Origin of the sequence: Pseudomonas sp. IT-196MI5, from assembly GCF_949767415.1 — a bacterium.
GTDB lineage: Bacteria > Pseudomonadota > Gammaproteobacteria > Pseudomonadales > Pseudomonadaceae > Aquipseudomonas.
In genome coordinates this window covers 490,741-517,702 of record NZ_CATKPZ010000011.1, presented here as the reverse complement: position 1 = coordinate 517,702, position 26,962 = coordinate 490,741, and the positions used below count along the sequence as shown (strand labels likewise).

Annotated in this window: 25 protein-coding genes; 17 read left to right on the top strand and 8 right to left on the bottom strand. The window is 59.8% G+C overall.

Annotation, left to right across the window (positions count from 1 at the left end; genetic code table 11):
• Positions 1 to 169: 169 nt before the first annotated feature.
• The gene (gene norR, locus ACM6IK_RS09875; protein ID WP_414874154.1) at positions 170 to 1,720 is read right to left on the bottom strand and encodes a nitric oxide reductase transcriptional regulator NorR; all 1,551 of its coding nucleotides are present in this window, start codon (positions 1,718 to 1,720) and stop codon (positions 170 to 172) included.
• A gap of 156 nt (positions 1,721 to 1,876) precedes the next feature.
• Here norR and hmpA point away from each other — a divergent pair, with 156 nt between their 5' ends.
• Positions 1,877 to 3,058, top strand: coding sequence for an NO-inducible flavohemoprotein (hmpA, locus tag ACM6IK_RS09870; RefSeq protein ID WP_414874153.1), 1,182 nt, complete (start codon positions 1,877 to 1,879; stop codon positions 3,056 to 3,058).
• A 296-nt stretch (positions 3,059 to 3,354) separates the two neighbouring features.
• Complete coding sequence (locus ACM6IK_RS09865; RefSeq protein ID WP_414874152.1) at positions 3,355 to 3,864, top strand: disulfide bond formation protein B; 510 nt, start codon at positions 3,355 to 3,357, stop codon at positions 3,862 to 3,864.
• Between the two features lie 550 nt (positions 3,865 to 4,414).
• Here ACM6IK_RS09865 and ACM6IK_RS09860 read toward each other — a convergent pair.
• A complete protein-coding gene (locus ACM6IK_RS09860) occupies positions 4,415 to 4,675 on the bottom strand; it encodes a hypothetical protein (protein ID WP_223460101.1) in 261 nt (86 codons plus the stop codon).
• 27 nt (positions 4,676 to 4,702) lie between these two features.
• On the opposite strand from ACM6IK_RS09860, the gene cyoA reads away from it, so the two are divergent.
• Genes cyoA through cyoE form a run of 5 tightly spaced genes read left to right on the top strand, consistent with a single transcriptional unit; the run spans position 4,703 to position 9,564 of the window.
• A complete protein-coding gene (gene cyoA / locus ACM6IK_RS09855; protein ID WP_115948065.1) occupies positions 4,703 to 5,647 on the top strand; it encodes a ubiquinol oxidase subunit II in 945 nt (314 codons plus the stop codon).
• A gap of 3 nt (positions 5,648 to 5,650) precedes the next feature.
• Positions 5,651 to 7,681: a cytochrome o ubiquinol oxidase subunit I gene (gene cyoB, locus ACM6IK_RS09850; RefSeq protein ID WP_115948064.1), complete on the top strand. Its 2,031-nt coding sequence runs from the start codon at positions 5,651 to 5,653 to the stop codon at positions 7,679 to 7,681.
• 3 nt (positions 7,682 to 7,684) lie between these two features.
• A complete protein-coding gene (locus tag ACM6IK_RS09845; protein ID WP_108218274.1) occupies positions 7,685 to 8,311 on the top strand; it encodes a cytochrome o ubiquinol oxidase subunit III in 627 nt (208 codons plus the stop codon).
• Positions 8,312 to 8,665: a cytochrome o ubiquinol oxidase subunit IV gene (gene cyoD, locus ACM6IK_RS09840; RefSeq protein ID WP_108218275.1), complete on the top strand. Its 354-nt coding sequence runs from the start codon at positions 8,312 to 8,314 to the stop codon at positions 8,663 to 8,665.
• 11 nt (positions 8,666 to 8,676) lie between these two features.
• Positions 8,677 to 9,564, top strand: a complete 888-nt coding sequence (cyoE, locus tag ACM6IK_RS09835) for a heme o synthase (RefSeq protein ID WP_414874151.1) — start codon at positions 8,677 to 8,679, stop codon at positions 9,562 to 9,564.
• Positions 9,565 to 9,932: 368 nt separating this feature from the next.
• Here cyoE and ACM6IK_RS09830 read toward each other — a convergent pair whose 3' ends face one another.
• Both ACM6IK_RS09830 and ACM6IK_RS09825 read right to left on the bottom strand, forming a co-directional pair.
• Complete coding sequence (locus ACM6IK_RS09830) at positions 9,933 to 10,211, bottom strand: DUF3077 domain-containing protein (protein WP_414874150.1); 279 nt, start codon at positions 10,209 to 10,211, stop codon at positions 9,933 to 9,935.
• Between the two features lie 500 nt (positions 10,212 to 10,711).
• Positions 10,712 to 12,130, bottom strand: coding sequence for a PLP-dependent aminotransferase family protein (locus ACM6IK_RS09825; protein ID WP_414874149.1), 1,419 nt, complete (start codon positions 12,128 to 12,130; stop codon positions 10,712 to 10,714).
• Between the two features lie 151 nt (positions 12,131 to 12,281).
• Here ACM6IK_RS09825 and ACM6IK_RS09820 point away from each other — a divergent pair, with 151 nt between their 5' ends.
• From ACM6IK_RS09820 to ACM6IK_RS09775, 10 genes are all read left to right on the top strand, one after another.
• Positions 12,282 to 13,382: a hypothetical protein gene (locus ACM6IK_RS09820; protein ID WP_414874148.1), complete on the top strand. Its 1,101-nt coding sequence runs from the start codon at positions 12,282 to 12,284 to the stop codon at positions 13,380 to 13,382.
• 42 nt (positions 13,383 to 13,424) lie between these two features.
• A complete protein-coding gene (locus ACM6IK_RS09815) occupies positions 13,425 to 14,705 on the top strand; it encodes an ATP-grasp domain-containing protein (RefSeq protein WP_414874147.1) in 1,281 nt (426 codons plus the stop codon).
• Between the two features lie 61 nt (positions 14,706 to 14,766).
• Positions 14,767 to 15,261, top strand: coding sequence for a RidA family protein (locus ACM6IK_RS09810; protein ID WP_414874146.1), 495 nt, complete (start codon positions 14,767 to 14,769; stop codon positions 15,259 to 15,261).
• 83 nt (positions 15,262 to 15,344) lie between these two features.
• Positions 15,345 to 15,830: a cupin domain-containing protein gene (locus tag ACM6IK_RS09805; RefSeq protein WP_414874145.1), complete on the top strand. Its 486-nt coding sequence runs from the start codon at positions 15,345 to 15,347 to the stop codon at positions 15,828 to 15,830.
• Between the two features lie 210 nt (positions 15,831 to 16,040).
• Positions 16,041 to 16,685 carry a glutathione transferase gene (gene yfcF, locus ACM6IK_RS09800; RefSeq protein ID WP_414874144.1) on the top strand — a complete coding sequence of 215 codons (645 nt, stop codon included), beginning with the start codon at positions 16,041 to 16,043 and terminating at the stop codon, positions 16,683 to 16,685.
• Between the two features lie 21 nt (positions 16,686 to 16,706).
• A complete protein-coding gene (locus ACM6IK_RS09795; protein WP_414874143.1) occupies positions 16,707 to 18,047 on the top strand; it encodes a KamA family radical SAM protein in 1,341 nt (446 codons plus the stop codon).
• A gap of 31 nt (positions 18,048 to 18,078) precedes the next feature.
• Complete coding sequence (locus tag ACM6IK_RS09790) at positions 18,079 to 18,954, top strand: branched-chain amino acid aminotransferase (RefSeq protein WP_414874142.1); 876 nt, start codon at positions 18,079 to 18,081, stop codon at positions 18,952 to 18,954.
• An 18-nt stretch (positions 18,955 to 18,972) separates the two neighbouring features.
• A complete protein-coding gene (locus ACM6IK_RS09785) occupies positions 18,973 to 19,731 on the top strand; it encodes a TauD/TfdA family dioxygenase (RefSeq protein ID WP_414874141.1) in 759 nt (252 codons plus the stop codon).
• A gap of 67 nt (positions 19,732 to 19,798) precedes the next feature.
• Positions 19,799 to 20,758 carry a diiron oxygenase gene (locus ACM6IK_RS09780; protein WP_414874140.1) on the top strand — a complete coding sequence of 320 codons (960 nt, stop codon included), beginning with the start codon at positions 19,799 to 19,801 and terminating at the stop codon, positions 20,756 to 20,758.
• Between the two features lie 14 nt (positions 20,759 to 20,772).
• Positions 20,773 to 21,573, top strand: coding sequence for an N-acyl homoserine lactonase family protein (locus ACM6IK_RS09775; RefSeq protein ID WP_414874139.1), 801 nt, complete (start codon positions 20,773 to 20,775; stop codon positions 21,571 to 21,573).
• Between the two features lie 377 nt (positions 21,574 to 21,950).
• Here ACM6IK_RS09775 and ACM6IK_RS09770 read toward each other — a convergent pair whose 3' ends face one another.
• From ACM6IK_RS09770 to ACM6IK_RS09755, 4 genes are all read right to left on the bottom strand, one after another.
• A complete protein-coding gene (locus tag ACM6IK_RS09770; RefSeq protein ID WP_414874138.1) occupies positions 21,951 to 23,381 on the bottom strand; it encodes a PLP-dependent aminotransferase family protein in 1,431 nt (476 codons plus the stop codon).
• Positions 23,382 to 23,599: 218 nt separating this feature from the next.
• Positions 23,600 to 24,304, bottom strand: coding sequence for a hypothetical protein (locus tag ACM6IK_RS09765; RefSeq protein WP_414874137.1), 705 nt, complete (start codon positions 24,302 to 24,304; stop codon positions 23,600 to 23,602).
• A 362-nt stretch (positions 24,305 to 24,666) separates the two neighbouring features.
• A complete protein-coding gene (locus ACM6IK_RS09760; RefSeq protein ID WP_414874136.1) occupies positions 24,667 to 26,187 on the bottom strand; it encodes an ATP-binding protein in 1,521 nt (506 codons plus the stop codon).
• On the bottom strand, positions 26,184 to 26,903 hold the full coding sequence (locus ACM6IK_RS09755; RefSeq protein WP_414874135.1) for a response regulator transcription factor: 720 nt from the start codon (positions 26,901 to 26,903) through the stop codon (positions 26,184 to 26,186). The genes ACM6IK_RS09760 and ACM6IK_RS09755 overlap by 4 nt, the downstream gene beginning before the upstream one ends.
• Positions 26,904 to 26,962: the final 59 nt, after the last annotated feature.

Here is a 26,962-nt window from a genome sequence, read left to right as displayed (position 1 = left end):
CGCCAATGACTTCGATGCCGGGTTATCGACTTGTCGGGGGCAGGCTTTAACAATTGCGGTGAACAGTAAGACGCCATCGCGAGCAAGCTCGCTCCCACATTAGATCGTCGTCGTTCACACATCCTGTGGGAGCGAGCTTGCTCCGGGCGGCGTTCCGACGATGGGGTCATCACTTCATCCCCAACCGCTTGGCCATCCGCCCCAGGTTCGCCCGATCCAGGCCCAGCTCACGGGCCGCGCTTGCCCAGTTGTGGTTGTGCCGCTCCAGGCAGGCACCGATCAATTGACGCTGATAACGCTCGGTAGCTTCGCGCAAATCGCCGGTCACCAGTTGCGTGACGCTGGCAGCCGGTTGTTCGGCAGCGGCTTCAACGCTGGCGTTGGGCAAGTCCAGGTCGGCGGCGCTCAGGCTGAGAATCTTCGGCCGCTCCTTGCAGTTGCCCAGGGCTTTCAAGGCGCAGCGGCCGATCAAGTGTTCGAGCTCGCGTACGTTGCCGGGCCAGTCGTAGGCCAGCAACGCAGCCTGGGCGTCGCTGTTCAGGCGCAGGCTGTTGAGGCCCATGCGCGAGCGGTTCTGCTCCAGGAAGTAACCGCTGAGCAGCAGCACATCGCGCCCACGATCGCGCAGGGCCGGCACCAGCAACGGATATACGCTGAGGCGATGGTAGAAGTCGGCGCGGTAACGGCCGCTGCGCACTTCTTCGGCGAGGTCGCGGTTGGTCGCCGCGATCAGGCGCACGTCGACCTGATGCTCCTTGTCCGAACCCAGTCGCTGCAGTTGCCCGCTCTGCAACACGCGCAGCAACTTGGCCTGCACGGTCAGCGACAACTCACCGACTTCATCGAGAAACAGCGTGCCGCCGTTGGCCAGTTCGAACTTGCCGCGGCGGTCGTTCATCGCTCCGGTGAAGGCGCCGCGGACATGGCCGAACAACTCGCTTTCCACCAATGTGTCGGGCAACGCGGCGCAGTTGAGGCTGATGATCGGTTTGTCGGCGCGGGGCGAGGCGGCATGGATGGCCTGGGCCACCAACTCCTTGCCGACCCCGGTTTCGCCGGTGATCAACACGGTCAGGTCGCTGCCGCCCACCAGACTGATTTCTTCGACCAGACGCTTGTGGGCTTTGCTCTGGCCGATCATCTCGCGAGTCTGCTGGCCGCTGGCCTGGCGGTAGACCTCGGCGCGCTGATGCTCGTCTTCGACCCGGTTGTTCAAGCGCTCGATGCGCTCGGCGGCGTTGACCGTGGCGGCCGCGAGGCTGGCGAAGGCTTGCAGGGCATCCAGCTCGATGGGCTCGAAGCGCTCCGGATCGAGGGCGTCGAGGGTCAGCAGACCCCATGGGCGCTCGTCGATGAATAACGGGCAACCCATGCAGTCATGAACTTCCAGATGATCATCCAGGCCATCGACCAGGCCGTCATAGGGGTCAGGCAAGTCGCTGTCGGCAGCGAAACGGGTCGGGCCTGGGCCGCTGAGCAGCGCTTGGAAACGCGGGTGCTCGCTGACCTTGAAGCGCCGACCGAGGGTATCGGTACTCAAGCCGTCGACGGCCAGCGGCACCAGCCATTCACCATCAAGACGCAGCAGAGCGGCGGCGTCGCATGGCAGCAGGGCGCGCATGGCTTCCAGCAGGCGACGATAACGCTCGCCCTCGGGCAGTTCGCGGGACAGGTCGGAGACCAGGGCCAGCAGGGCAGTGAGCAGGGGTTTTGCAGTCATAGTGACTCCGTGTAGTCGGTATGACTATAAGTCAGGCAGGGTCTAAATGACTATTAAGTTATTAACTTATTGATTTATAAAGACTAAATAGTTGGCACGGAAGCTGATAGACATAGGGTAATCCGTTAGCAATCCAAGAAGACCAGGAGTCACCTTATGCTGAGCGTTCAAGATCGTGCCATCGTCAAATCCACCGTGCCACTGCTCGAAAGCGGTGGTGAAGCGCTGATCACCCACTTCTACCGCATGATGCTCTCCGAGTACTCGGAAGTCCGCCCACTGTTCAACCAGGCCCACCAGACCAGCGGTGATCAGCCGCGTGCCCTGGCCAACGGCGTATTGATGTATGCGCGCCATATCGACCAACTCGACCAGTTGGGCGACCTGGTGGCCAAGATCATCAACAAGCATGTGGCCCTGCAGATCCTGCCGGAACACTATCCGATTGTCGGCAGCTGCCTGCTGCGGGCCATCGCTGAAGTGCTGGGCGAAGAGATCGCCACCCCGGAAGTGATCGCGGCCTGGGGCGCGGCTTATGGCCAACTGGCGGACATCCTGATCGGTGCCGAAACCAGCATCTATGACCAGAAGGAACAGGCTCCGGGCGGCTGGCGCGGGGCGCGGGAATTCATCGTGGCGGGCAAGGTCGAGGAGAGCGCCGAGATCACCTCGTTCTACTTCGAGCCGGCGGACAAAGGCCCGATCCTGGTGGCGGAACCCGGCCAGTACATCGGCATGAAACTGATCCTCGACGGCGAAGAGATCCGCCGTAATTACTCGCTGTCGGCGCTGGCGAACAATGGCCAGTACCGCATCAGCGTCAAACGCGAGGACGGTGGCCGCGCTTCCAACTTCCTGCACGACCAGTTGCAGGTCGGCGCCAGCATCCAGTTGTTCCCGCCATCGGGCGAGTTTGTTCTTACCGCCAGCGACAAGCCACTGGTGCTGATCAGCGGTGGCGTCGGCATCACCCCGACCCTGGCGATGCTCGAAGCGGCGCTGGAGACTCAGCGGCCGGTGCATTTCATCCACTGCGCGCGCAACGGCAGCGTCCATGCGTTCCGCGACTGGATCGATGGCTTGGCCGAACGTCACCCGCAGCTCAAGCGCTTCTACTGCTACGCCGAGGATGACGGCGTGAGCCCGATGGCGCACACGGTTGGCTTGTTGAGCCAGCAGCAGTTGCATGAGTGGCTGCCGGAGCAGCGTGACCTGGATGCTTACTTCCTGGGGCCGAAAGGTTTCATGGCGTCCGTCAAGCGCCACCTCAAGGCCCTTGGCGTGCCGGAGAAGCAAAGCCGTTATGAGTTCTTCGGGCCGGCAGCGGTGCTGGAGTAAGGGGTTGGCGCGGTGGGGCAGCAGGCTCACCGCGTCGCCTTCATCGCGGGCAAGCCACGCTCCCACAGGTTTTGTGTCGTTCACATCAATCTGGATCGACACAAATCCCTGTGGGAGCGTGGCTTGCCCGCGATGGCTTCACCTCGGTCCAGAACTGAAAAAAAGCCAGAAAGTTAATCCCTCCTTAACCGCCTTATCGTCTATTCCCCCCGAATCCCCCTGTCACGCTCCAGGCTCTCAAAGGTCCGGGCCAGCGTGTAGACTGGCGGGCACTCGAAATCTTCAAGGGAAACGCGATGAGCGATGAATCCATGCGGTTGGGGCGTGAACGGCGCTACCTGGTGTTGTTGGGCATCATTTGCCTGGCGTTGATCGGCGGCGCGCTGTACATGCAAATTGTCCTGGGCGAGGCGCCTTGCCCGCTGTGCATCCTGCAACGTTATGCATTGCTGCTGATCGCGATCTTTGCCTTCATCGGCGCGGCCATGCGCAGCCGTCGCAGCATCACGGTGTTCGAAACCCTGGTGGTGATCTGTGCGCTGGCCGGTGCAGGCGTCGCCGGGCATCACGTCTTCACGCAGTTCTATCCGTCAGTCAGCTGCGGCATCGATGTGCTGCAACCGATTGTCGACGACTTGCCGCTGGCGAAGATCTTCCCGCTGGGGTTCCAGGTCGACGGTTTCTGCTCCACGCCATACCCGCCGATCCTTGGTCTGTCGCTGGCGCAGTGGGCGCTGGTCGCCTTCGTGATGATCGTGGTGCTGGTGCCTTTGCTAACGTCGCGTAACCGCAAAGCGCTGCGCTGAGGTCACCTGTCGGCACGCATTGTCGGACAAAAAAGCCCCGGTCCTCGCAGGAGGGCCGGGGCTTTTTTTGTCCTGCCGAGCGCATTTCAGAGGCCGGGTAAAAAGACCCTGATGTGCGACAGCCAAAGGTGCGACACATGTGCGACATGTTGTCACAGAGTCGGTGTCGCAGGGCGTTCGAGGACGCCGGATTGGTACATGGAAACGTAATGAAATTGGGCTGTTTTACAGGCTTGCGGTTTTTTCCATTCCGAACGCAAGCAGGCAGTTTTAACAGGGTCTGACGAACGGCCTGAGCCCCCGTCATATCGGGCCTCGGGCAAGGTAGAGGGCAGTGAAGAGGGGGCCGATACTGTCTGAACTGTGGGTGGAAGACCTACTTATTGTGGTGTTTTTGTTGAGAATCAATTTCGATAAGATGCGCTACTTTTGCGAAAACGGTTAATGATTGTTGCTGGTTCGGATAAAAATTATTTCGGGATGAGACATGGTTTATAGGGCGTTACATATCTACAATCGCCCGCACTGAATCCCCGGCACTGCTCAAATCTTAACCAGACGTGAGCAGAAACAGGGTGTCGAGAGGTCTGGTGGCTTCATGCGATGCCCAGGTGTCGGAGTCTCCAACTACCCGCACCAAATGGAATTGGTCTGTAACAAGGCCTTTGACCACGAATTCGAATAAGAACTCACCGCAGGCCCGGGATTTGTCGTAAAGCGTCTGACGCGCGACGGGCATGCCCTTATTCAATCCAAGAAAAATGCCAACCCTTGGCAGGGTGAAGTGTTGGCGATCAAAACCCAACTGCATTGCGCAAGCTGCTTTAGAGGTCGTGAGATGAGTAAAAACAGGTACCCCAGACTACTAGGCTTATTGCCGCTGATCGGCACGTTGTTGCTGTCAGGCTGCAACATGACCTTGCTCAATCCCAAGGGCCAGGTTGGTCTGGACGAGCGAAACCTGATCATCACCGCAACGCTGCTGATGCTGTTGGTCGTGGTGCCGGTCATCGTCATGACCTTCCTGTTCGCCTGGAAATACCGCGCGTCCAACACGAACGCCACCTACACCCCGAAATGGAACCACTCCACCAAGATCGAGATCGCGGTGTGGGCTGTTCCAGTGCTGATCATCATTGCCCTGGGTTACGTCACCTACAAGTCGACCCACGCCCTGGACCCGTACAAGCCGCTGGAATCCGACGTGAAGCCTGTGACCATCGAAGTGGTCGCGCTGGACTGGAAGTGGCTGTTCATCTACCCGGAACAAGGCATCGCCACGGTCAACAAGATCGTGTTCCCGGCGCACACCCCGGTCAACTTCAAGATCACTTCCGACGCCGTGATGAACTCGTTCTTCATCCCTGCTCTGGGTGGCCAGATCTACGCGATGGCGGGCATGCAGACCAAGCTGCACCTGATCGCCAACGAGAACGCTGAAATGGACGGTATCTCCGCCAACTACAGCGGCGCTGGTTTCACCGGTATGAAATTCAAAGCGATCGCCACTTCCCAGGAAGATTTCGACGCCTGGGTAAGTGAAGTCAAAAAGGCACCTAAACAGCTTGAACAAGCTGAATACGCAGCCCTTTCCAAGCCAAGCCAGAACAACCCAGTCGAGCTCTACTCCTCGGTTACCCCAGGCATGTTCCAGGCCATCGTCGACAAGTACGAAGGCATGAAACCGGGTCCTAAGGTCAAGCACGAGAAAGCAGAGAAAGAAGTGGCCCAAATGGAAGGGATGGACATGAGTTCGCATTCAGCTGCCGGGGCAGAGGAGTAAACGATGTTTGGTAAATTAAGTTGGGAAGCGATCCCGTTCCACGAGCCGATCGTCATGGTGACCATCTCCATGATCGCGCTCGGCGGTCTGGCCTTGTTCGCTGCAATCACCTACTTCAAGAAGTGGACCTACCTGTGGACCGAGTGGCTGACGTCGGTCGACCACAAGAAAATCGGCGTGATGTACATCGTCGTCGCCATGGTCATGCTGCTGCGCGGCTTTGCCGACGCCATCATGATGCGTACCCAGTTGGCCATGGCCACCGAGGGTTCGCCTGGCTACCTGCCACCTGAACACTATGACCAGATCTTCACCGCTCACGGTGTGATCATGATCATCTTCATGGCGATGCCATTCTTCACCGGCCTGATGAACCTTGCAGTGCCGCTGCAGATCGGCGCGCGTGACGTTGCCTACCCGTTCCTGAACTCCCTGAGCTTCTGGCTGCTGGTTTCCGGCGTAGTGCTGATCAACCTGTCCCTGGGCGTCGGCGAATTCGCCAAGACCGGCTGGGTTGCCTATCCGCCGCTGTCGGGCCTGCAATACAGTCCTGGCGTGGGGATGGATTACTACATCTGGGCGCTACAGCTATCGGGTCTGGGGACAACGCTGACGGGGGTCAACTTCCTGGCCACCGTGCTGAAAATGCGTACCCCTGGCATGAAGATGATGGACATGCCGATCTTCACCTGGACCTGCACCTGGGCCAACGTCCTGATCGTGGCTTCGTTCCCGATCCTGACCGCTACCCTGGCACTGCTGACGCTTGACCGTTACATGGATTTCCACATTTTCACCAATGAACTTGGTGGCAATCCGATGATGTACGTGAACCTGTTCTGGGCGTGGGGTCACCCTGAGGTGTACATCCTGATCCTGCCAGCGTTCGGTATCTTCTCCGAAGTCATCTCGACCTTCACCGGCAAGAAACTGTTCGGCCACCACTCGATGGTCTACGCATCGGGCGCGATCTCGATCCTGGGCTTCATGGTTTGGCTGCACCACTTCTTCACCATGGGTTCGGGTGCCAGCGTCAACGCCTTCTTCGGTCTGGCGACGATGCTGATTTCCGTTCCGACGGGTGTGAAGCTGTTCAACTGGCTGTTCACCATCTACCAGGGCCGTCTGCGCTTCACCAGCCAGGTGATGTGGACCCTGGGCTTCATGGTGACCTTCGCCATCGGCGGCATGACCGGCGTACTGCTGGCCATCCCGGGTGCTGACTTCGTTCTGCACAACAGCCTGTTCGTGATCGCACACTTCCATAACGTGATCATCGGCGGTGCGGTATTCGGCTACATCGCCGGTTTCGGCTTCTACTTCCCTAAAGCGTTCGGCTTCAAGCTGCACGAAGGTTGGGGCAAGGCTGCGTTCTGGTTCTGGATCACCGGCTTCTTCGTCGCATTCATGCCGCTCTACGTACTGGGCTTCATGGGCATGACCCGTCGTCTGAACGCCACTACCAACCCTGAGTGGGTGCCGTACCTGTACGTCGCCATGTTCGGTGCGGTGATGATCGCCGTGGGTATCGCTTGCCAGCTGATCCAGCTGTACGTCAGCGTGCGTGACCGCAACAAGCCGGAAAACATGTGCGAACACGGCGACCCGTGGAATGCACACACCCTGGAATGGTCGACCTCGTCGCCACCTCCGTTCTACAACTTCGCCGTGCTGCCGAAAGCCGATGTTGTCGACCCGTTCACCGAAGCCAAGGAAAACGGCACCGCGTACAAGGCCCCGGCCAAGTACGAGCCGATCCACATGCCAAACAACACCGCCACCGGTGTGGTCATGGGCGCACTGTTGACCGTGTTCGGTTTCGCGATGATCTGGCACATCTGGTGGCTGGCGATCGCTGGCCTGGCCGGCACCGTGATCTACTTCGTGATCCACGCGGCCCGTGATGATCAAGGCTATATGGTGCCGGTCGACGTGATCGAGCGCATCGAAGCCGAGCAGCACAAGCGTCTGGTAGCGGCAGGGAAAATCCCGGCCACCGCCACCCGTGTTGAAACCTCGTTGGAACAGGCTTAAATCATGTCGAACTTAGTGACCAATGCTGGACACACCCATGTCGATGGACATGGGCATGATGACCATCACCACGACTCGGGCGAGATGACCGTATACGGTTTCTGGCTCTACCTGATGACCGACTGCATTCTGTTTGCGTCGATCTTCGCGGCGTACGCGGTACTGGTTAACAACGTAGCGGGTGGCCCGTCGGGCCACGACATCTTCGAACTGCCATACGTACTGGGCGAAACCGCTCTGCTGCTGTTCAGTTCGATCACCTACGGCTTCGCCATGCTGGCGTTCTTCCGTGGCAACAAGAAGCAGGTCCTGGGCTGGCTGGCCCTGACCTTCATGTTCGGTGCCGGCTTCATCGGCATGGAGATCAACGAGTTCCACATGCTGATCTCCGAGGGCTACGGCCCTAGCCGTTCCGGCTTCCTGTCCGGGTTCTTCACCCTGGTCGGCACCCACGGTCTGCACGTGACCAGCGGTCTGATCTGGATGGCGATCATGATGTATCAGGTGCAGAAAAACGGCCTGACGGCGACCAACAAGACCCGTCTGAGCTGCCTGAGCCTGTTCTGGCACTTCCTGGACGTCGTGTGGATCTGCGTATTCACCGTTGTTTACCTGATGGGGACTATGTAAATGGCTAACGCAGCTCATTCCCAAAATGGCCATGGCCATGACAGTCACGACGCCGGTCACGGCAGCGTCAAGTCCTACGGCATCGGCTTCATCCTGTCGGTGATCCTGACCCTGATTCCGTTCGGTCTGGTGATGTACCCGACACTGCCGAAGTCGATCACCCTGATGATCGTCGTCGCGTTCGCCGTCATCCAGGTGCTGGTGCACCTGGTGTACTTCCTCCATCTGGACCGTTCGGCCGCGCAGCGTAACAACGTGATTGCGTTTGTCTTCGCCGCGATCGTGATCGTCCTGCTGGTTGGCCTGTCGCTGTGGATCATGTTCAGCATCCACACGTTCATGATGGCGAAGTGAGGTAAGTCCGCATGTCCCTCAAGCACTTTATCCAAATCACCAAACCGGGGATCATTTTCGGTAACGTGCTTTCTGTGGCAGGCGGATTTTTCCTGGCCTCCAAAGGGCATGTCGATCTGGCCATCTTCCTGGCCGCCATGATCGGCACGTCCCTGGTGGTTGCCTCCGGTTGCGTGTTCAACAACTGCATCGACCGCGACATCGACCTGAAGATGGAACGCACCAAGAACCGGGTGCTGGTCCAGGGCTTGATCTCCCTGAAACTGGCCCTGATCTATGCGACTGTCCTGGGTGTCGCCGGCGTTGCCCTGTTGTACAAGGTGGCCAACCCGTTGGCCGCGTTGTTCGCAGTCATCGGCTTCGTCATCTACGTCGGTTTCTACAGCCTGTACCTCAAGCGCAAGTCGGTTCACGGCACGCTGGTGGGCAGTCTGTCGGGCGCCATGCCGCCGGTGATTGGCTACGTCGCAGTCAGCAACACCTTCGACGTGGCCGCACTGACCCTGCTGGTGATGTTCAGCCTGTGGCAGATGCCGCATTCCTACGCCATCGCGATCTTCCGCTTCAACGATTACCTGGCCGCATCGATTCCGGTGCTGCCAGTGAAGCGTGGCATCCAGGTGGCCAAGAAGCACATCCTGATCTACATCCTGGCCTTCCTCGTGGCGACCTTGATGCTGACCTTCAGCGGCTACGCCGGCATGAGCTACCTCGCCGTCGCCGCGGCCATGGGCATGTACTGGCTGTACATGGCCTGGACCGGCTACAAGGCAGTGGATGACACGGTCTGGGCACGCAAGCTGTTCGTGTTCTCGATCTTCACCATTACCGCGTTGAGCGTGATGATGTCCCTGGACTTCAAAGTGCCGACCGAGCTGTTGCTGACGTACGCGCCTTAAGCGTCGGATGCTGTAAAGAAAAGCCCCGCCTTCGAGAGAAGAGCGGGGCTTTTGTTTGGGCGTATTCTGCTGGACCGTGTTGCCGCCATCGCGAGCAAGCTCGCTCCCACATTGGATCTGCGTCGCCGCCAATGTTGAATGCAACCCCGATCACCTGTGGGAGCGAGCCTGCTTGCGATGGCGGCGACGCGGACTAACAGGCGGATTCGATATCTGTCCGCTTAAGAAAAAATTGAGAAAATCCCGAAATATTAAGATTTTCTTGGTCCGCTTAAGAAAAAGTGCGCGGTCAGACCCAATATTGGGATTAGTGCGCCTGTCTGTGAACTGAAAGCCCCGCATTCAAAGGAATCGCGGGGCTTTTTCATTTACGCGCGGTTGTTACAGGGTGCGTCGAGCACTTTTACCACGTCATCGATGATGGCCTTGCTCATGTCCTGCAAAAAATGCGAGGCCCAGGCGTGTCGGTCGGACTCGCGCACCATGGCGGCGTCTGAGGCGAGCAGTTTGGCGAGGTGGAGCAGGTCGGAGGCGTGGGAGAGGGCGTTGATGACCGGGACACCGGCGTTGATGCGAAACAGTGGTTCGTTAGCGAGGTAGGAGAAAGGGGTGAGGCCGATGGTTTTCAGGTCTTGGGGAATGGTCATTGGGCTTCACCTCCTGTTGGTTGGTAGGTGGTGAATGACGTTTGAAGCAGACAGACCAATAGCATTCATGAGTAAAGCTCCCGAATCAAGTTGAGAGCTACCACGTTCGTTATCAGGCGAATGGGTGGCAGCTGTGCGCAGGCTGATAAACCGGAGATACGGGATTCCGGCAGACCCGAAGGTCTCCCACGCACAGCCGCCATTGCACGAATGTGTGGGCATAAAAAAACGCCGGCAATCGTGATTGGTGGCGCTTGTGCGCCCGTATCTTACCCGGGTTATCAGGCCCGGTCGCTGAATTGGCAGCGACGGGTCGAAGTTAGCGTGTGGCTATCGGAATGCACAATCGTGGCCTTGTGCTGGCCGGGATGTGTTTGGACACCGCAATCCCCTGTGGGAGCGAGCTTGCTCGCGATGGCGGTGTATCAGGCGACATTGATGCTGGATGTGACGACCCCATCGCGAGCAAGCTCGCTCCCACAGGGGTTGGCGGTGATTAGTTATTTGTGCGGTTTGTCCAGCAACCGCAAAAACCGCTCCCGCACCTGCACATGATCACTGTGCGCCACATTGAATCGTAGAAACTGATTGGCATCCGCCGCTTTGCTGAGCAAGGTTCCCGGTGCCAGTACCAGGTCGATTTCCAGACCCTTTCTGGCCAGGCACTCGGCTTTGAACCCCTGCGGCAATCGCGTCCAGATGTACAGCCCTTCCCCCGGCAACGACGACACCGAACACCCGGCCTCGCTCAGCCACGTGGCCACCCGGCTGTTCGACTCGTAGAGCCGGTCCACCGTGCGGCGCATGTGTTTGGCGTAGCTGCCGTCGCTGAGCATGGTGCAGATAATCTGCTCAGCCATTTCCGAGGTCATGCCGCCGCAGGCCATTTTCAGCGTCACCATCCGCGCCGCCAGTAGCGGTGACAGCACCGCGAAGCTGACGCGGCTGTTGGCGGTCAGGGTCTTGGAGAACCCGGAGACGTAGGAGACATTGTCCAGCCCGCTCGCGGCCAGGCGCGGCGTTCGGCGTTGCTGCATGTCGCAGTACAAATCGTCTTCGAGAATGTGGAAGTTGTAGCGATGGCTCAGCTCCACCAATCGGTAAACCTGCGCCGAGGTGAATGAGTGCCCGGTCGGGTTGTGCAGGGCATTGTTGGTCATGTAGAGCACGGGACGATGGGCGATCAGTAGTTGCTCGAACGCGTCCAGGTCCATGCCGTCGCAGTCGCGGCGGATGGTGATGACCTTGGCGCCATGCCAGGCCAGATTGGTGTGCATCGTGAAGTAACACGGATCGTCGAGCAGCACCGTATCGCCGGGTTTGACCAGCAGGCGCATCAGCATGTCGATAGCCTGTACGGTGTTGGCGGTGGTGATGATCTGTTCCACCGGCGCCTCGATGCCCAAGGTCGACATCTTGACCCGCAAAGCCTGGCGCAATGGCAGGTAACCGCTGGCGTTGCCGTATTCACCCATGCGCAAGGTCGTCGCGCGAAGTGTGCCGCGCACGGCTTTGAGCAATTCTTCGGCAGGCAGCCACGAGGACGGCAAAAAACCAGCCCCCGGTCGCAGCGCGCCATTGTCCAGCAGCACCGCGCGGCGGACCACGCTGAGGGTGTCTTGCGGGAGCAGGTCCGGCCCGGCGTTGGCCGGCAGGGTGCTGCTGGAACGGTGCACGTAGTGCCCGGAACCCTGGCGTGAAACCACCAGGCCCTTGGCCCGCAAGCGGTCGAGGGCGTCGACCACCGTGGACTTGCCCACGTGCATCAAGTCGGAGAGTTCGCGAATCGGCGGCAGCCTGGAGCCGTGGGGCAGGCCGCCCTGACTGATCGCCACCGTTAATTGATCGACGATCTGCTGGACCAGCGGCACACCCGGCTGGAACTCGATAGCGGCGATCACTGCTCGCTGAGCCTGCATTTTACTGGTCTCTCCGGCAGTAAAGTTCGTTTGATTCTATACGAACTTGCTCTGACCAAGACAAGCATCTCTTTCTACTATCGCTCTGGAGTGTTTTCGCATTGTCGACCTTTTGCCGGTCGTTCAGTCGCCAAGGTTCATGAGGTGCTGCATGAGTTTAGAAACAACCGCCGTCGTGGCGAAACCGGTAATCAACCTGCGGTTGTTCACCATTCGAATCATCACGGCTGTGGCGCTGTTCGCGGTGTTGGGCAAGGCCAACGTCTGGCTCGATACCGCCACCAACAGCATTCTGGCCTTGGGGTATCGGGCCTTGTTGTTACTGCTGCCGCTGACGTTGCTGGTACTCGGTCGCCGCTCCTTGAGTGTCACGCTGCTGTGCGCCGCCATGGGCCTGGTGCTGCTGGCGGTCACCCGCAACCAGGGCGTCGTCATGTTTGCCGCGGCGCTGTTTGCCTACGGCATTGCGATTGCCGGTTACCTGATCAAGAGCGAAGCGGCGCAGACCAAGGAAGGCGCGGCCTATAACCGCGTGGCCATGAACATGGGCAGCCTGTTGGCTGGCCTGATCCTGCTGTCGCCGCTATTGACCCCTACCCTGTTTTTTCTCGGCGCCGCCAGTTTTGTCCTGCTGTGCCTGCCCATCGCCATGGGGGCGACCTTCACCACCGAAGCCGCGGTGGCACGCCCTGCCAGCCAGGAAGGCAGCGGCTGGCGCAACAAACTGCCGTGGGTGATCGCCGGCGTCATCATGGGCATCAAGCTGTTTGGGGTGTTCTCGATCCTGCCGCAAGCGATCCTGCTCCAGACCGGCGAGCTGCCGGCCTGGTACGGCCTGATGCTGATTCTCAACAGCGCCGTGGTGGTATTCGCGCAAGTGCCGGTGATGAAACTGATCGAGAGCACCGGGCGCTTCAAGGTGTTGACGGTCATCGGGATCATCGTCGGCGGTTTTGCGGTGCTGTCTTCACCGGCTGCGTTCCACGTCGAAACCCTGGTCGGCGCACTGCTCTGGGTGGCACTGCTGTCCATTGCCGAGTGCGCGTTCAGTCACCTCGATTACTTCTCGGTCAAGCAGAACAACATGTTCGTCAAGGAAGTGTCTTTGGGCGTCGGCGCCGGATTGACCGTGTTGATCATGCGGGTCATGCCGCCTCCCTACAACGCGCTGGTGCTGGCAGCCATTGGTGCTGGCGGGATTCTGGTCTGGTACTGGCTCAACCGTAAATCAATCGCGTCGCTGCATGACTGAGTCATCGCCGTTTCGGTTTTCACTTTGCAAGTCGGGGGTTTTATGAATACGACTTCGTGCGTAGTAGTGGTGGGGTACAACGGCAGTCGGGTTCACGATATCCAGAAGCTGCGCGATCTGTGCAAGTCGCTGTACAACGCCAGGCTGATCCTGCTGGTCGAGCAGATTCAGCCCCAGGACGATCAGGTCGCTGATCACGTTTGCAGTACATCGCTGGCCGAGAAAGACGTTCCGGCCTCACTCGAGCTGGTGATCGGTTGCCTGAATGCCGATTGCTGGAAACTGATCGGCGTGCTGCCGTTTTCGGATCGCGGCGTGCTGCTCGGTGCGGCGCTGGCCAACCATTTCGGCCTGCCCGGCATTACCCCGGCCGAGGCGCGAGCGGGGTTGGACAAACAGATTTTCCGCCAACTCGAAGCGACGGCCGCTGCGGCACCCGAGGATTACCGGCCGATCGTTTCCACCCGGATCGAGAGCCTGCCGGAACTGCGTCAGCGCGTGATCGAACTGGGCGGCAAGGCGTTCATCAAGCCTGCCTGCGAAGGTGCCAGCCGCGGCTGCCGGGTCATTCGGCACCCGTCCGAATGCGACGAGGCATGGCAGGCCCTCAAACCCTATCGCGAGGGCGGCATCTTGCTTGAAGAACTGATCCAGAACGCCCGCGAATACAGCTGGGACTATGTGGCGGGAAGTACCTGGATCACCGAAAAAACCACCACCGATGGCGCCTACCGCGCCGAGATCCAGCAAGTGGTGCCAGCGCCCCTGGCGGCGGACGCACAAGCGCGGCTGATGGCCGCCGGCCGACACATGGCGGGGCTGGTATCGCAGGACAACGGAGCCTGGCACAACGAAGTTTTCCACAGGGCCAATCACCGCACTTCGGCCGTGGAAACCAACATGCGCCCCGGTGGCATGCACATCTGGGACCTGGCCCGTAAGGCGTTCATCGACTTCGACCCGTGGGAGCGCTGGGTCCGCTGGGCCGTGGAAGGCTACATCGCCAACCATGATCCAGTACCACGCGGTTACTGCGGCATACGCCTGTTGCGAGCGAACACCGGCGGCATCCTGCGGGACGTACCGGACATCCAGGCCCTGGCCCGGTCGCTGAACATCGAATTGGTGGAAGCGGTGCTGACCAAGCGCATTGGTGATTCGGTCAGCGCACTGGTGAAAGACAACTTCTCGTTCATCGGCCACATCGTGTTGTTCAACGAGCAGTACGAACGCCTCAGCCTGGACCTGACGCGTCTGGCCGAGGCCATTGAATCAAGGGTCGGGATCACCAGCCTGGCAGCGCCGGCGAGGGCTGTGGGCTGAGTCGTGGATCAAGCAGCAGCGATCGATGTTTTTTGCAGTATTGATCAAGAGGGTTACGTCAATGAATGCACACATGACCTGTGATGAGCGCTTCATCGCTCTGGCACGGGAACTCAACTATGACATCTACGGCGAGAACACCGCTGGCGGACATTACGCGCCGCTGATTCGTCATCACGATGAACTGTATATCAGCGGTCTGGTGCCGCGCATGAACGGCAAAATCCACTATCCGGGGCGGGTCGGACTGGACCTCGACATGGCGGATGCCCAAGCGGCCGCCAGCATCAGTGCGATGCGCGGATTGGCGCTGATCGTTGATGCCATTGGTTCGCTGGACAAGATCAAGTCGTTGATTCGGGTCACGGTGTATGTGAGATCCACGGAAGATTTTGTCGACCTCAGTGAAGTCGCCAATGGCGCATCGGATGTTTTCAGTCACGTACTGGGCGATGCCGGGAAACATACACGCACGACAGTCGGTGTTTATCAGTTGCCGAAAAATGCGGCGATTGAAGTTGATATGATCGTGGCGTTGCGACCGTCGGTGTTATAAATGAAGTTGTCCGGCTTTACACGGTTGAAGGGTTCGCCTAAGGTCGGTTGACTCCATTCGACAGAATAAGTTGGAAGCAGAAGATGAATAGCGTTCAGGGTGCGTTTTTTTCATATAAGGATTTTCGCCAGAGTCTGGATCAACCGCCGATCAAACCTCGCGTGTGGAAAGGTGCCGAACTAAGCGATATGCGCCAGACTCTTGAGGCCAGCAACGTCGATATTATTGCGCTGGCCCACGATAATACGCTCGAAGGTTGCCAACTGACGCCCGGCATGGCGGTGTCCATGCAATGGCTGGTGCCGGGTTCAACACTCGATGGTCATGCCCATGCCTGGTGGCATCTGTTCGTCATCCAGTCCGGCAGCGGCACCTTGTCACTGGGCGATGCAGACGAGGTAAACGTCGGCCCCGGGGATGTATTGCTGGTACCGGCCTGGACCCGTCACGGCTTCGTCAACACCAGCGCCACCGAGCCGTTGGCAATGCTCAACCTCAGCAACATGCCGCAGATGGCATTGCTATCCAACCACGCCGACAACGTTGGGCTGATCCCCCGCCCGCTGTAAATTCTTTTCTGCTGCACACCAGGGAGTCCGCATACGCTGACTCCCTTTTTTGGTTTTTGCACACCTGAAAAATGCCCTCTGGCGATTTAACGCTCTGATTTCTGTATCGATAGAAATAGATAATTTCTGTATCTGTTCAGCGCTTAATCAACTTACTACGATCGCTCCACATGCAACGGATTAATGTGTTTAGTGCAAAGGGAGTGTTCTATGGGAAGTGCGAAGTTAGAGCTGTATCTGGGGACGGACTATGTCAGTGCCTTTGCCATGTCGGCTTTTGTGGCTTTAAAGGAAAAGCAACTTTCCTTTGATCTGGTAACACTGGATTTGAAGTTGCGTGAAAACTATCTGGAAAGTTACCGCGATCTTTCGCTGACGTGCAAAATTCCTGTGTTGGTTCACGAAGGTTTTGCGCTGTCGGAGTCTTCAGCCATTGCCGAGTATCTGGAAGAACTCGCTCCTGCTTCAAAAAGAATTTACCCGCAAGACATCAAGCAGCGTGCCCGTGCCCGTCAACTGCAGGCCTGGCTGCGCAGCGATCTGCTGGTGGTGCGCAAAGAGCGTCCGTTTGATCTGGTGTATTTCGGCAAGAAGGACACGCCGCTGTCTGACGAAGCCCGGGCTGCTACCGACCGTCTGTTCCATGTGGCCGACCGTTTGCTGGACGAGGGCGCCGAGCATCTGTTCGGTGACTGGAGCATTGCCGACACCGACCTTGCAATCATGCTCAACCGCCTGGTTGCCAACGGTGATCCGGTGCCGACACGTCTCGCGGCGTATGTGCGTCGCCAGTGGGATCGCGACAGCGTCCGGGCGTGGATGGACATAGAGCGCAAAGCGCCGGCCATCGCGTAAACGACCATAAGGAGCGCGGCCATGCAAGGACTGTCGGAGCACGAACGCTACAAACCCTATAACTCGCGCACCATCCGCGACTCACCTTACTGGCACAAGCTGACGCCGGCGTTGCAAGAGGCCATGACCGTGGTAGCCCGGGTCATGCCGTTTCGCACCAACGAATATGTGCTGGGCACGCTGATCGACTGGAACAATATCCCGGACGATCCGGTTTTCCGCATGACCTTCCCCCACAAGGACATGCTGCTGGTGGAGGAGTATGCCTCGCTCAAACACCTGATCGAGCAGGATGACAGCGCGGCGATCAAGCATCGGATCGAGGCAATCTGGCGGCGCATGAACCCGCATCCGGCCGGGCAGTTGACCCACAACGGTGTCACCCTCAATGGCAAAGTCCTGCCGGGCATCCAGCACAAGTACCGCGAGACCGTGCTGTTTTTCCCCGGTGCCGGGCAGACTTGTCATGCGTACTGCACCTTCTGTTTCCGCTGGGCGCAGTTCATTGGCGAAGAAGAACTCAAGTTCAACGCCCGTGAATCCCGGGAGCTGGTCAGTTACCTGAAGGTGCACACCGAAGTGACCGATGTGCTGATTACCGGCGGCGACCCGATGATCATGAACACCCGCTCGCTGGCCGGTTACATCGAACCGCTGCTGGCGTTGCCACACCTGAAGAACATCCGCATCGGCACCAAATCCGTGGCGTACTGGCCGCAGCGTTTTGTCAGCGACAAGGATGCGCCCGATCTGCTGGAGCTGTTCCGACGCATCGTCGCGGCGGGGAAAAGCCTGTCGATCATGGGCCACTACAATCACCCGGTGGAGATCCGCCAGACCATCGCCCGCCAGGCCATCGAACACATTCGCTCGACGGGCGCGACGGTGCGCATGCAGGCGCCAGTGATCCGCCACATCAACGAAAACCCCGCCGATTGGGCCGCGCTGTGGACCGAAGGGGTGCGGCTCGGGGCGGTACCTTATTACATGTTCGTCGAGCGTGACACCGGCCCCAGTCACTACTTCGCGATGCCGCTGGCCCGAGCCTTCGAGATCTTCCAGGCGGCGTACCGCACGGTGTCGGGGCTTGCGCGCACGGTGCGCGGGCCGTCCATGAGCACCTTCTACGGCAAGGTGTTGATCAACGGCATCGAGACCGTCGCCGGGGAAAAAGTCTTCGTCTTGCAGTTCCTCCAGGCACGCAATCCGCAATGGGCGCTGCGCACGTTCTACGCGCGCTTCGATCCGCAAGTGACCTGGTTCGACGACCTGCAACCGGCCTTCGGCGAGCGTGCGTTCTTCTTTCAGACCGAGCTCACCGCCGTGCCGGAATTGATACCGGTGTTGCTGGAAACGGCATAGGAAATTTCATGAATAATGGGGAAATATGGACATGAGCAGTATCCCGTTTGATCAGCGCGAGGGCGTTATCTGGCTCGACGGCGAGTTCGTCGAGTGGTCCCGGGCGCAGTTGCATGTGCTGACCCATGGCCTGCATTACGCGAGCACAGTGTATGAAGGCGAGCGGGCCTACAACGGCAGGATCTTCAAGCTGCGTGAGCACAGCGAGCGGTTGTATCGCTCGGCGCAACTGATGGACTTTGCCATCCCCCATGCGCTGGCTGAACTGGAAGCGGCCAGCCATGAACTGCTGCAACGCAACCAGGTCGTCGACGGCTATCTGCGCCCGGTGGCCTGGCGCGGCAGCGAGATGATTTCCACTTCGGCGCGTTTCAACCGTGTGCACGTGGCCATCGCGTGCTGGCAGTGGCCGAGCTATTTCGACCCGGCGGCGCGCATGGCCGGCATCCGCTTGAAAACCGCGAGCTGGCGTCGCCCGCCACCGAGCAGCAGCCCGTTCGAAGCCAAGGCTTCCGGGCATTACCAGATCGCCACGCTGAGCAAGCATGACGCCGAGAACACGGGTTACCACGATGCGCTGATGCTCGACTGGCGCGGCCACATTGCCGAAGCCACCAGCGCCAATGTGTTTTTCGTCAAAGGCCGGACTTTGCATACGCCGACCCCGGACTGCTTTCTCAACGGCATTACCCGGCAGACCGTCATTGAGTTGGCCAAAGCGCTGGACTACCAAGTGGTCGAACGCACGATTTTGCCTACGGAGCTTGGCGACTTCGACGAGTGTTTTCTCACCGGCACCGCCGCCGAAATCACCCCGGTGCAGAGCATCGACGCGCAGCACTATCGACCGGGTGACGCCTGCCGCGACTTCATCGCTGCGTACACCTCAACCGTCAACGCCGGATAACCCGCCAGGAATCTCACCATGTCAGACCAAGGGATTGTTGCGTCTCAACCTTGCATTTCACTCGGCCATCGTCACGAAGAGCTGTCGACACTGGGCTGGACTGTGCTGACCCCCGAGGAATTTGCCGATGATGTCGTAGGCACCTTGCTGGAGTTCGGTCCGATTCTTCCGCAGTTCAACGGCCAGATGGCCTTTCCCATCACCCGCAAGCCGGGTTACGAAGACTTGCCGTATTCCCAGAGCATGAACGGCATCGGCCCGCACACTGAAGCGCCGGTGTACGGACCGCCGCCGCGCTACCTGGCGTTGCATTGCCATAAACAGGCCACGTGCGGTGGCGGGCACACCGGTTTAGTGGACGGTTACGAATTTCTCGAGTTCCTCGAACACAGCGAACCGCAACTGCGTGAGTGGCTGAAGGACACGCCGGTAGAGTTTGTCGCCACCGCCAAACCGGGCGAATCGGAACAACGGCGGGTCAAGGAATACATCCTCACGCCTACAGAGGACGGGGATATTTTCCGCTTCAGCTACAACCAGTTTCACTACGGCGACGTGAACCCGTCCAAGGCAGCCCTGCAGCAATCCCAGGTCGCCAACAGCACCTCGCCACTGGCCAGGTTTGCCGTGCTCGGCGAAGCGTACTTCGTCGAGCACAACGTTCCGGTGCTGATTCCCGACGGATGCCTGCTGATTTGGGACAACTGGCGAATGATCCATGCGCGCAGTCGTTACACTGACCCGGCGCGCCACCTGACCCGCTATTGGCTGGCCTGACTTTTCCGTCGCCCTTCCTTCTTTTGGCGTACCCCTTGGCGGGTACGCGTTTTACAGGTATCGCGTCATGCAAACAGCAATCGAGATCGCCCAGGTCGACCATCAACTGGTCGTGCGGCTCAACCAGGCCTGGACCAAGCGCGCCACGGTGTGTTCGCCGGACAGGGGCCAGGTCGAAGAAGTGTTCGACCCGGCGCGCCCGGATTACCCGGAGTGCATGGTGCCGTTCTTCCATCATCCGAAGTTCCAGGCCTTGAGCGACGAACTCAAGAGCCGCGTGGTGACCTGGGGCTGGATCGGCTACAACCTGCGCACCGTCACCGCCGAGGAGCATGTGGTCAACCCGGCGCTCAGCGTCATCGCCCATCAGTACCTGGGCAAGGATGACTGGCATTTTCGCGAGGCCATGCAACAGACCCTGATCGACGAGCACTACCACACGCTGATGCACCTGCGCGCCATCGAAAGGACCAAACTCGACCGGGCGCTGGATCAGGATCTGGACTTGCCGCCCTCCGTCACTTACCTGCGCCTTATAGCCCAGCGTGAAGCTCTGCCCGAGCAATGGCAGCGGGATCTGGCGGCGATCACTTTTGCGGTGGTGGCTGAGATCAGCGTCAACGCCTATCTGGACTTGCTGGCGGACGACCAGAGCATCCAGCCGCAAAACCGCCGCGTGGCCGAACTGCACAATCGTGACGAATACGCCCACAGCAAGGTGCTGGCCGAAGTGGCGAAGGTCATGTACGCGAACATGCAGCCCATCCAGCGGGAATTTTTCGCACGTAACCTGTCGGTGGCGCTGAGTGCTTTTATCGCTCAGGACTACTCCATGTGGGAGGCAATTCTGACGCAGCTTGGGGTCGAAGATGCAGCGCTGATCATTGCCGACACCCGCGAGAGCAACAGGAACGCGACCATCATGCGTGACTACAGTGGCCTGCATAAGTTGGCTCAAGACCTGGGTATCAGCGAGCAGATCGATTTCGACTTCCGTCCGACCCTCAAAACTAGCGCAGCGGCCTGAATCCGGAGGTGTGTATGTCAGTTCCCGAGTACGAAGTGTTCGCTATCCGTGTCGGCGCAAACGCCCAACGCACTGCCAAAGAGAACTTTCTCTATGACGCCTGCTGCGGTGATCCGAATGCGCCGATGCCACTGGATTACTACTTTTGGGTCATCCGCAACGAGCACCAGGTGATCGTGGTCGACACCTGTTTCCAACCGGCCACGGCGGATCGGCGCAATCGCCAAATGTATTGCCTGCCGGAAGAATCCCTGCGGCAACTGGACATCGATCCGGCCCGGGTCGAGCACCTGATCCTTACCCATTTGCACTGGGATCATGCCGGCAATCTTGGACTGTTCCCGAAGGCGACCGTGCATTTGCAGGACGCGGAACTGCGTTTCTGCACCGGGCCGAAAATGGTCCATCGCACGGTGAACAAAACCTACGAGGTCGAGGATGTGATGTCGGCGCTGCCACCGCTGTTTGAAGGGCGGATGCGTTTGCACAATGGTGTTGTCGAGGTACTGCCCGGTGTGACGCTGCACCCGGTAGGCGGACATACACCGGGCAGTCAGGTGGTGCGGGTGAATACCGGACGCGGCTGGATTGTGCTGGCCTCGGATGCCGCGCATTTGTGGGTCAACATTCGCGAGCGCAGCCCGTTTCCGATTCTCGATGACCTGGCGCAAACCCTCGAAGCCTTCACCGAAATCGATCGCCTGGCCGACAGCGAAGACCACGTCATCCCCGGCCACGACCCGCTGATCGCCGAGCGTTTCCCGCACTGGAATGACGACCCGCATATCATTTGCCTGCACCAACCCCCGAACTGACCACAACCCCCTGTGGGAGCGAGCCTGCTCGCGAAGACGGCGGCACATCCAACATTGATGTGACAGATACACCGCCATCGCGAGCAGGCTCGCTCCCACAGTTGATTGCTGTCGTTCACCGATGTTGTGTTCACCGAAAATCCCTTGTAGGAGTGAGCCTGCTCGCGAAGACGGCGGCATATTCAACATTGATGTGCCTGATCCACCGCTATCGCGAGCAGGCTCGCTCCCACAGTTGATTGCTGTCGTTCACCGATGTTGTGTTCACCGAAAATCCCTTGTAGGAGCGAGCCTGCTCGCGAAGACGGCGGCATATTCAACATTGATGTGCCTGATCCACCGCTATCGCGAGCAGGCTCACTCCTACAGAATCGCGGTCAACCCTGATGTTGGAGTAAACGCCCCAAGGTCTGCACTGCTTCATCAATCCGCGGTGAATACGGCGCCCCGCAACCCATCCGCACAAAGTGATCAAAGTGCGGGGTATTGGAAAAGATATCCCCAGGCGAAATCTGGATACCGACGTTCAACGCATCATGAAAAAACGCCATGGATGAATGCCGACGAGGCAGTTCCACCCATAACAACGTGCCGCCCTGGGGGGTGGTCACGCGGGTGCCGTGCGGGAAATATCGAGTAATCGCCTCGCTCATCTGTTGACGTTGCAGCGTCAGGGTTTTCCTCAAACGGCGCAGGTAACGTTCGTAGGAGGGCGTCTTCATGAAGGCACCGACCGCCAGTTGCGACAAGGTTTCGCACCCTCGGGTCTGAGCGTGTTTAAGCATCTCCACGCGGTCGTGCCATTTGCCGGCGCTGATCCAGCCCAGGCGCATGCCCGGGGCGAGGGTTTTGTTCAGCGAGGCGCAATAGATCACATTGTCGGTGCGGTCCCAATGTTTGAGCGTGGACAGCGGCTGCTCGCTGTCCACCAGATCGCCGTAGGTGTCGTCCTCGATCAGCACGATGTCGTGCTCGGCGCACAGTTTCACCAGCCGTGCCTTGTTGGCGTCGGGCATGATGCTGCCCAACGGGTTTTGCAGGTTGGGAATGACGATCAACGCCTTGATCCGCTCGGGGCCTTGCAGCAGCCTTTGCAGGGCCGCCAGATTGAGCCCGGTGTGGGTCGAGGCCGGGACTTCCAGCACGCGCAGGTTCAGGCTTTCGAGAATTTGCAGCAGACCGTAGAACGTCGGCGACTCCACGGCCACGGTGTCGCCGGGGCGGGTGACCGCGCGCAAGGCCAGATTGATCGCTTCGGTGGCGCCGTTGGTGATCACGATCCGCTCGGGGAGCAGGTGGGTCTTGCTGGCCAGTGCCCGTCGGGCCAGGATGTTGCGCAATGCACTGTTGCCGCAGGTTGAGCCCGCGGTACCGATCAGGTTGGCGTTGTAGCGTAGCGACTTGATCATGTGGTCTTGCAAGGTCTTCAAAGGATACAGCTCGGGTGCGCAGTAGGCGCTGGCGAAGTTGACCTTGATCGTCGCGTGCTGACTGGCCTTGAGTACCGCGCAGACCTGTTCATGAATGCCAACAAACGCGCGGGTATCCAGCGCTGGCGCCAGGGCAGTCGGGGCGGGCCTGGGCACGGTGTCGGGCTGACGAATGTAGTTGCCGGAGCGCGGCCGGGCTTCCAGCACTCCGTAGTCTTCCAGTTCCCGGCACACCTGCACGGCGGTCGACAGGCTGACGGCGTGTTTTTCCATCATCAACCGGATCGAGGGCAGGCGTTCACCGGTTTTCAGGGTGCCGCTGCGGATAGCGTCCAGGTAATGGTTGGCCAACTGGCGATATAAGGGGGTTGTGTTCACGATGACCTCAGCAGTTGCACCACCGAGGTCAGGGCTGGAAAGTGAGTTGACGCTCCCCGCAGGCGGACCCGTGGTGCTCATGGGTAAAGGGAAGTGGTGTACTGCGTCGATACTGGAAGAGTAATCGCGGATTTGCCCGAATCACGGGCAATAAAAAGCCCCGCACTGATGGCGGGGCTCTTGAGTGGGGCGCAGAGGGCCTTGTGCTGAAAGGGGCCTTACTGGGCGGCGATGCTGTACCCATCGAACGCGGTCTGCTGCTGCAGGGCGGTGATGATGTTCTTGCGGTTGATCGCTTGCTCGGTGCCGCTGTTGTCCAGGAACGTCTCGCTTTCCAGCTCCGCTTCCTCGCCTTCGCCAACAAAGGTAAAACCGAGGAACTCCAGGGCTTCACGGTCGACGTTCAGACGCGAGCGCGGGGTGCGTAACGGCAAGGTGACGCTGATGCCGTCCTTGCTGATGGTGAACACTTCGACTTCTTTCTTGGCCTTGGCGGCTTTGCTCTTGCCGCCGCTCGGGTTGCTGATGGCCTGGTGGGTCTGGTTCAGCACTTTCAGGGCCAGGCCATAGACGATTTCCTGGAACGCCGGGTCGTCCTTGAAGCTGGACAGGATGCGGCTGATCGGGAATTTGCTGCTCAGGTCTTCGAGGGCGGCGATGTCGGCGGCTTCGGCATCCTTGAGCTGCTTGAGCTGACCCATCAGTTCGTAGGCTTTGTCATCGTCGAAGCTGTCGTGGGCCTGGCGGATCGCGGCCCGCAGTTCGCGGATCTGGTCGCTTTCGCGGGTGGACTGGAAAGCGTCCAGCACCATCTCGCTGATGGTCTTGGCCTGTGGCACGTGCTGTGAAAGATTGATGGAGTTTTCGTATTCCGCTTTGGACGACAGGGTGACTACGGATTCAGCGGTGTTGGAATCGGACATTGAAATTTCACTACTTCTTTGAACTTGAATAGGGGCGAGAAAGCTCGGGGGCTTTTTCAGGTCGCCTAATCTATTGGACCGGGGCGGCGTTGTCACGGATCAACAGGCGGCTGGTCATTTTTTTGCTCCCTCGATGGGCGCGAACGATCACGCGTTCGTTCTGGATACACCGGAACACTGTGGGAGCGAGCCTGCTCGCGATGGACGTTAACGATGACGTGTTCATTCTGGATGAGCGCGGTGCCCTTGAGACCATCGCGAGCAGGCTCGCTCCCACAGTGTTTTTGGTTGTTCACAGATCTTGCATACACCCACTTACCCTGTGAGAGCGAGCCTGCTCGCGATGCAGACACCTCGGACTGTCAGGCCTGCCGCGGTGTATTGAGGTTCATCGACCGAGCCGCCAACGCAGTCGCCGTTTCCTCATCGATCGGCAACGAAAACCGGAACGTCGCCCCGCGCCCCGGCACATCGATCAACTGAATCTCGCACCCGTGCAATTGCAGGATGCGATGCACGATCCGCAGCCCCAGCCCGCCATCACGCCGTGCGCCGCCAATATTGAACGGCCGCAGGAACAACCCTTCGCGCAGTTGCGGGGCGATGCCGGGGCCGGTATCGCTGACCATGACTTCTATGAACGAGCCTTGCGGGCGCAGGCCCAGTTCGACCTCGCCCCCTGGCGGGGTATGGCGCAGGGCATTGTCGAACAGGTTGGTCAGCACCCGCTCGATCAAGCCGAGATCGGCACAGGCCGCCGAGGCATTCGGCGCGAACGTGGCCTTGAGTTCGACTTTGCGCGCTTCGGCGGTGAGTTCGAATTTCTGGAAGATGTCCTGGGCCAGGTCAGTCAGGGAAAAGCGCTCCAGCACCGGCTGCACGAAGCCATGTTCCAGGCGCACCAGTTCCAGCAGCGACTGCGCCAGACCACCGACCTTGCGGCTCTGGTCCAGCGCGATGCCGAGATAGCGACGGCGGTCGGCAGGGGACAGCGTGGCGTCCTTGAGCGACAGGGTTTCCAGATAACCGTGCAACGAGGCCAGCGGCGTGCGCAAGTCGTGGGAGATGTTCGCCACCAGTTCGCGGCGCTCCTGATCCTGGCGGGTCAACGAACGCCATTGTTCGCCCAGGCGTGCCTGCATCTGCCGGAACGCGGCATCGAGCACGGCGATTTCATCGTGACTGGCGGCTTTTTCCACCACGACGGGCAGGGCCGGTGTGACCGGCACGCCATCGATGTCGAACTGGCTGACGGTTTCGGTCAGACGGCGCAACGGCCGGGTGATCAGGGCAAACGCGGTGAGACCGGCGATCAGGCACAGCAGCGCCACCAGTCCGATGGACAACAGCGCTGTGTTGAGCGCCGCGCTGGTCGCACCGCGTTCGGCCAGGCGGTCGTGATCTTCACCGAGCAGCACCACGTAGAGATAACCGGCCGGCTTACCATCGACCTTCAGCGGTGCAGCGCTGAACACCTTACGCGCATCGACGCTGCGCGGGTCGTCGCCGAGAATCGGCAGGGCATCGCCCCGCAACAGGCGCTGGATCGGCGCCAGGTCGATCCGCTCACGACGAATCCGGCCTTCGGGCGCGGCGCTGCCGACAATCTTGCCTGCGGAATCGAGCAGGTACACCTCGACGCTGGGGTTGACCTGCATCAGTTTGCTGAACAGGTCACGCACGGCATTGGGCATCAGGCCCTGGGTGTCCATCAGCACCGTGTCACTGGCGATGTGCTGCGCCAGGTCCCGGGACAGCCCTTGCACCACTTCCTGCTCATGCATCTGGTTGGAGCGCACCTGCAACCACGCCGAGGTGCCGCAGCACACCAGCAGCAGCGCGGCGAACACCAGGGACAGGCGTTGCGTCAGGGTCAGCCTCATGGCGGCGACTCCTCACCGGTGGCGAATTTGTAGCCGCGGCCCCAGACCGTGAGGATGCGCACCGGTTGCGCCGGGTCGGTCTCGATCTTGGCGCGCAGGCGGTTGATGTGAGTGTTGACCGTGTGCTCGTAGCCTTCGTGGCTGTAGCCCCATACGGCATTGAGCAGGTCCATGCGCGAAAACACCTTGCCGGGCTGGCGGGCGAAGAAGTACAGCAAGTCGAATTCTCGGGGCGTGAGGTCCAGGCGACGGCCGTCGAGGGACACTTCGCGGGTGATCGGGTCGATGGCCAGGCCGTCGGTGAGCAGGCTGCCGGCATCCATCTTCAGGTTGCGCGCCATGGCATCGACCCGGCGCAGCAGCGCCTTGACCCGGGCCACCAGCTCCAGCATGGAAAAGGGCTTGGCCAGGTAGTCGTCGGCACCCAGTTCCAGGCCAAGAATCCGGTGCACTTCGCTGGAGCGCGCACTGGTGATGATGATCGGCGTGTAACGCGCCATGGCGCGGGCGCGGCGGCAGATTTCCAGACCGTCGACACCGGGCAGCATCAGGTCCAGGACCAGTGCGTCCCAGTTGCCTTGCTGCAGCAGGCGCATGCCTTCATCGCCATCGGCGCTGTGCACCACCTCGAACTGCTCATCACGCAGATGCAGGCAGATCAGGTCGGCGATGTGCTGGTCATCCTCGACCACGAGGACGCGTTTGGTCTGTTCCATCCAGGTCAATCCTTCGGCGCAATGGGCGCATTGTGCGTAATGCCACTGTAGGAGCGAGC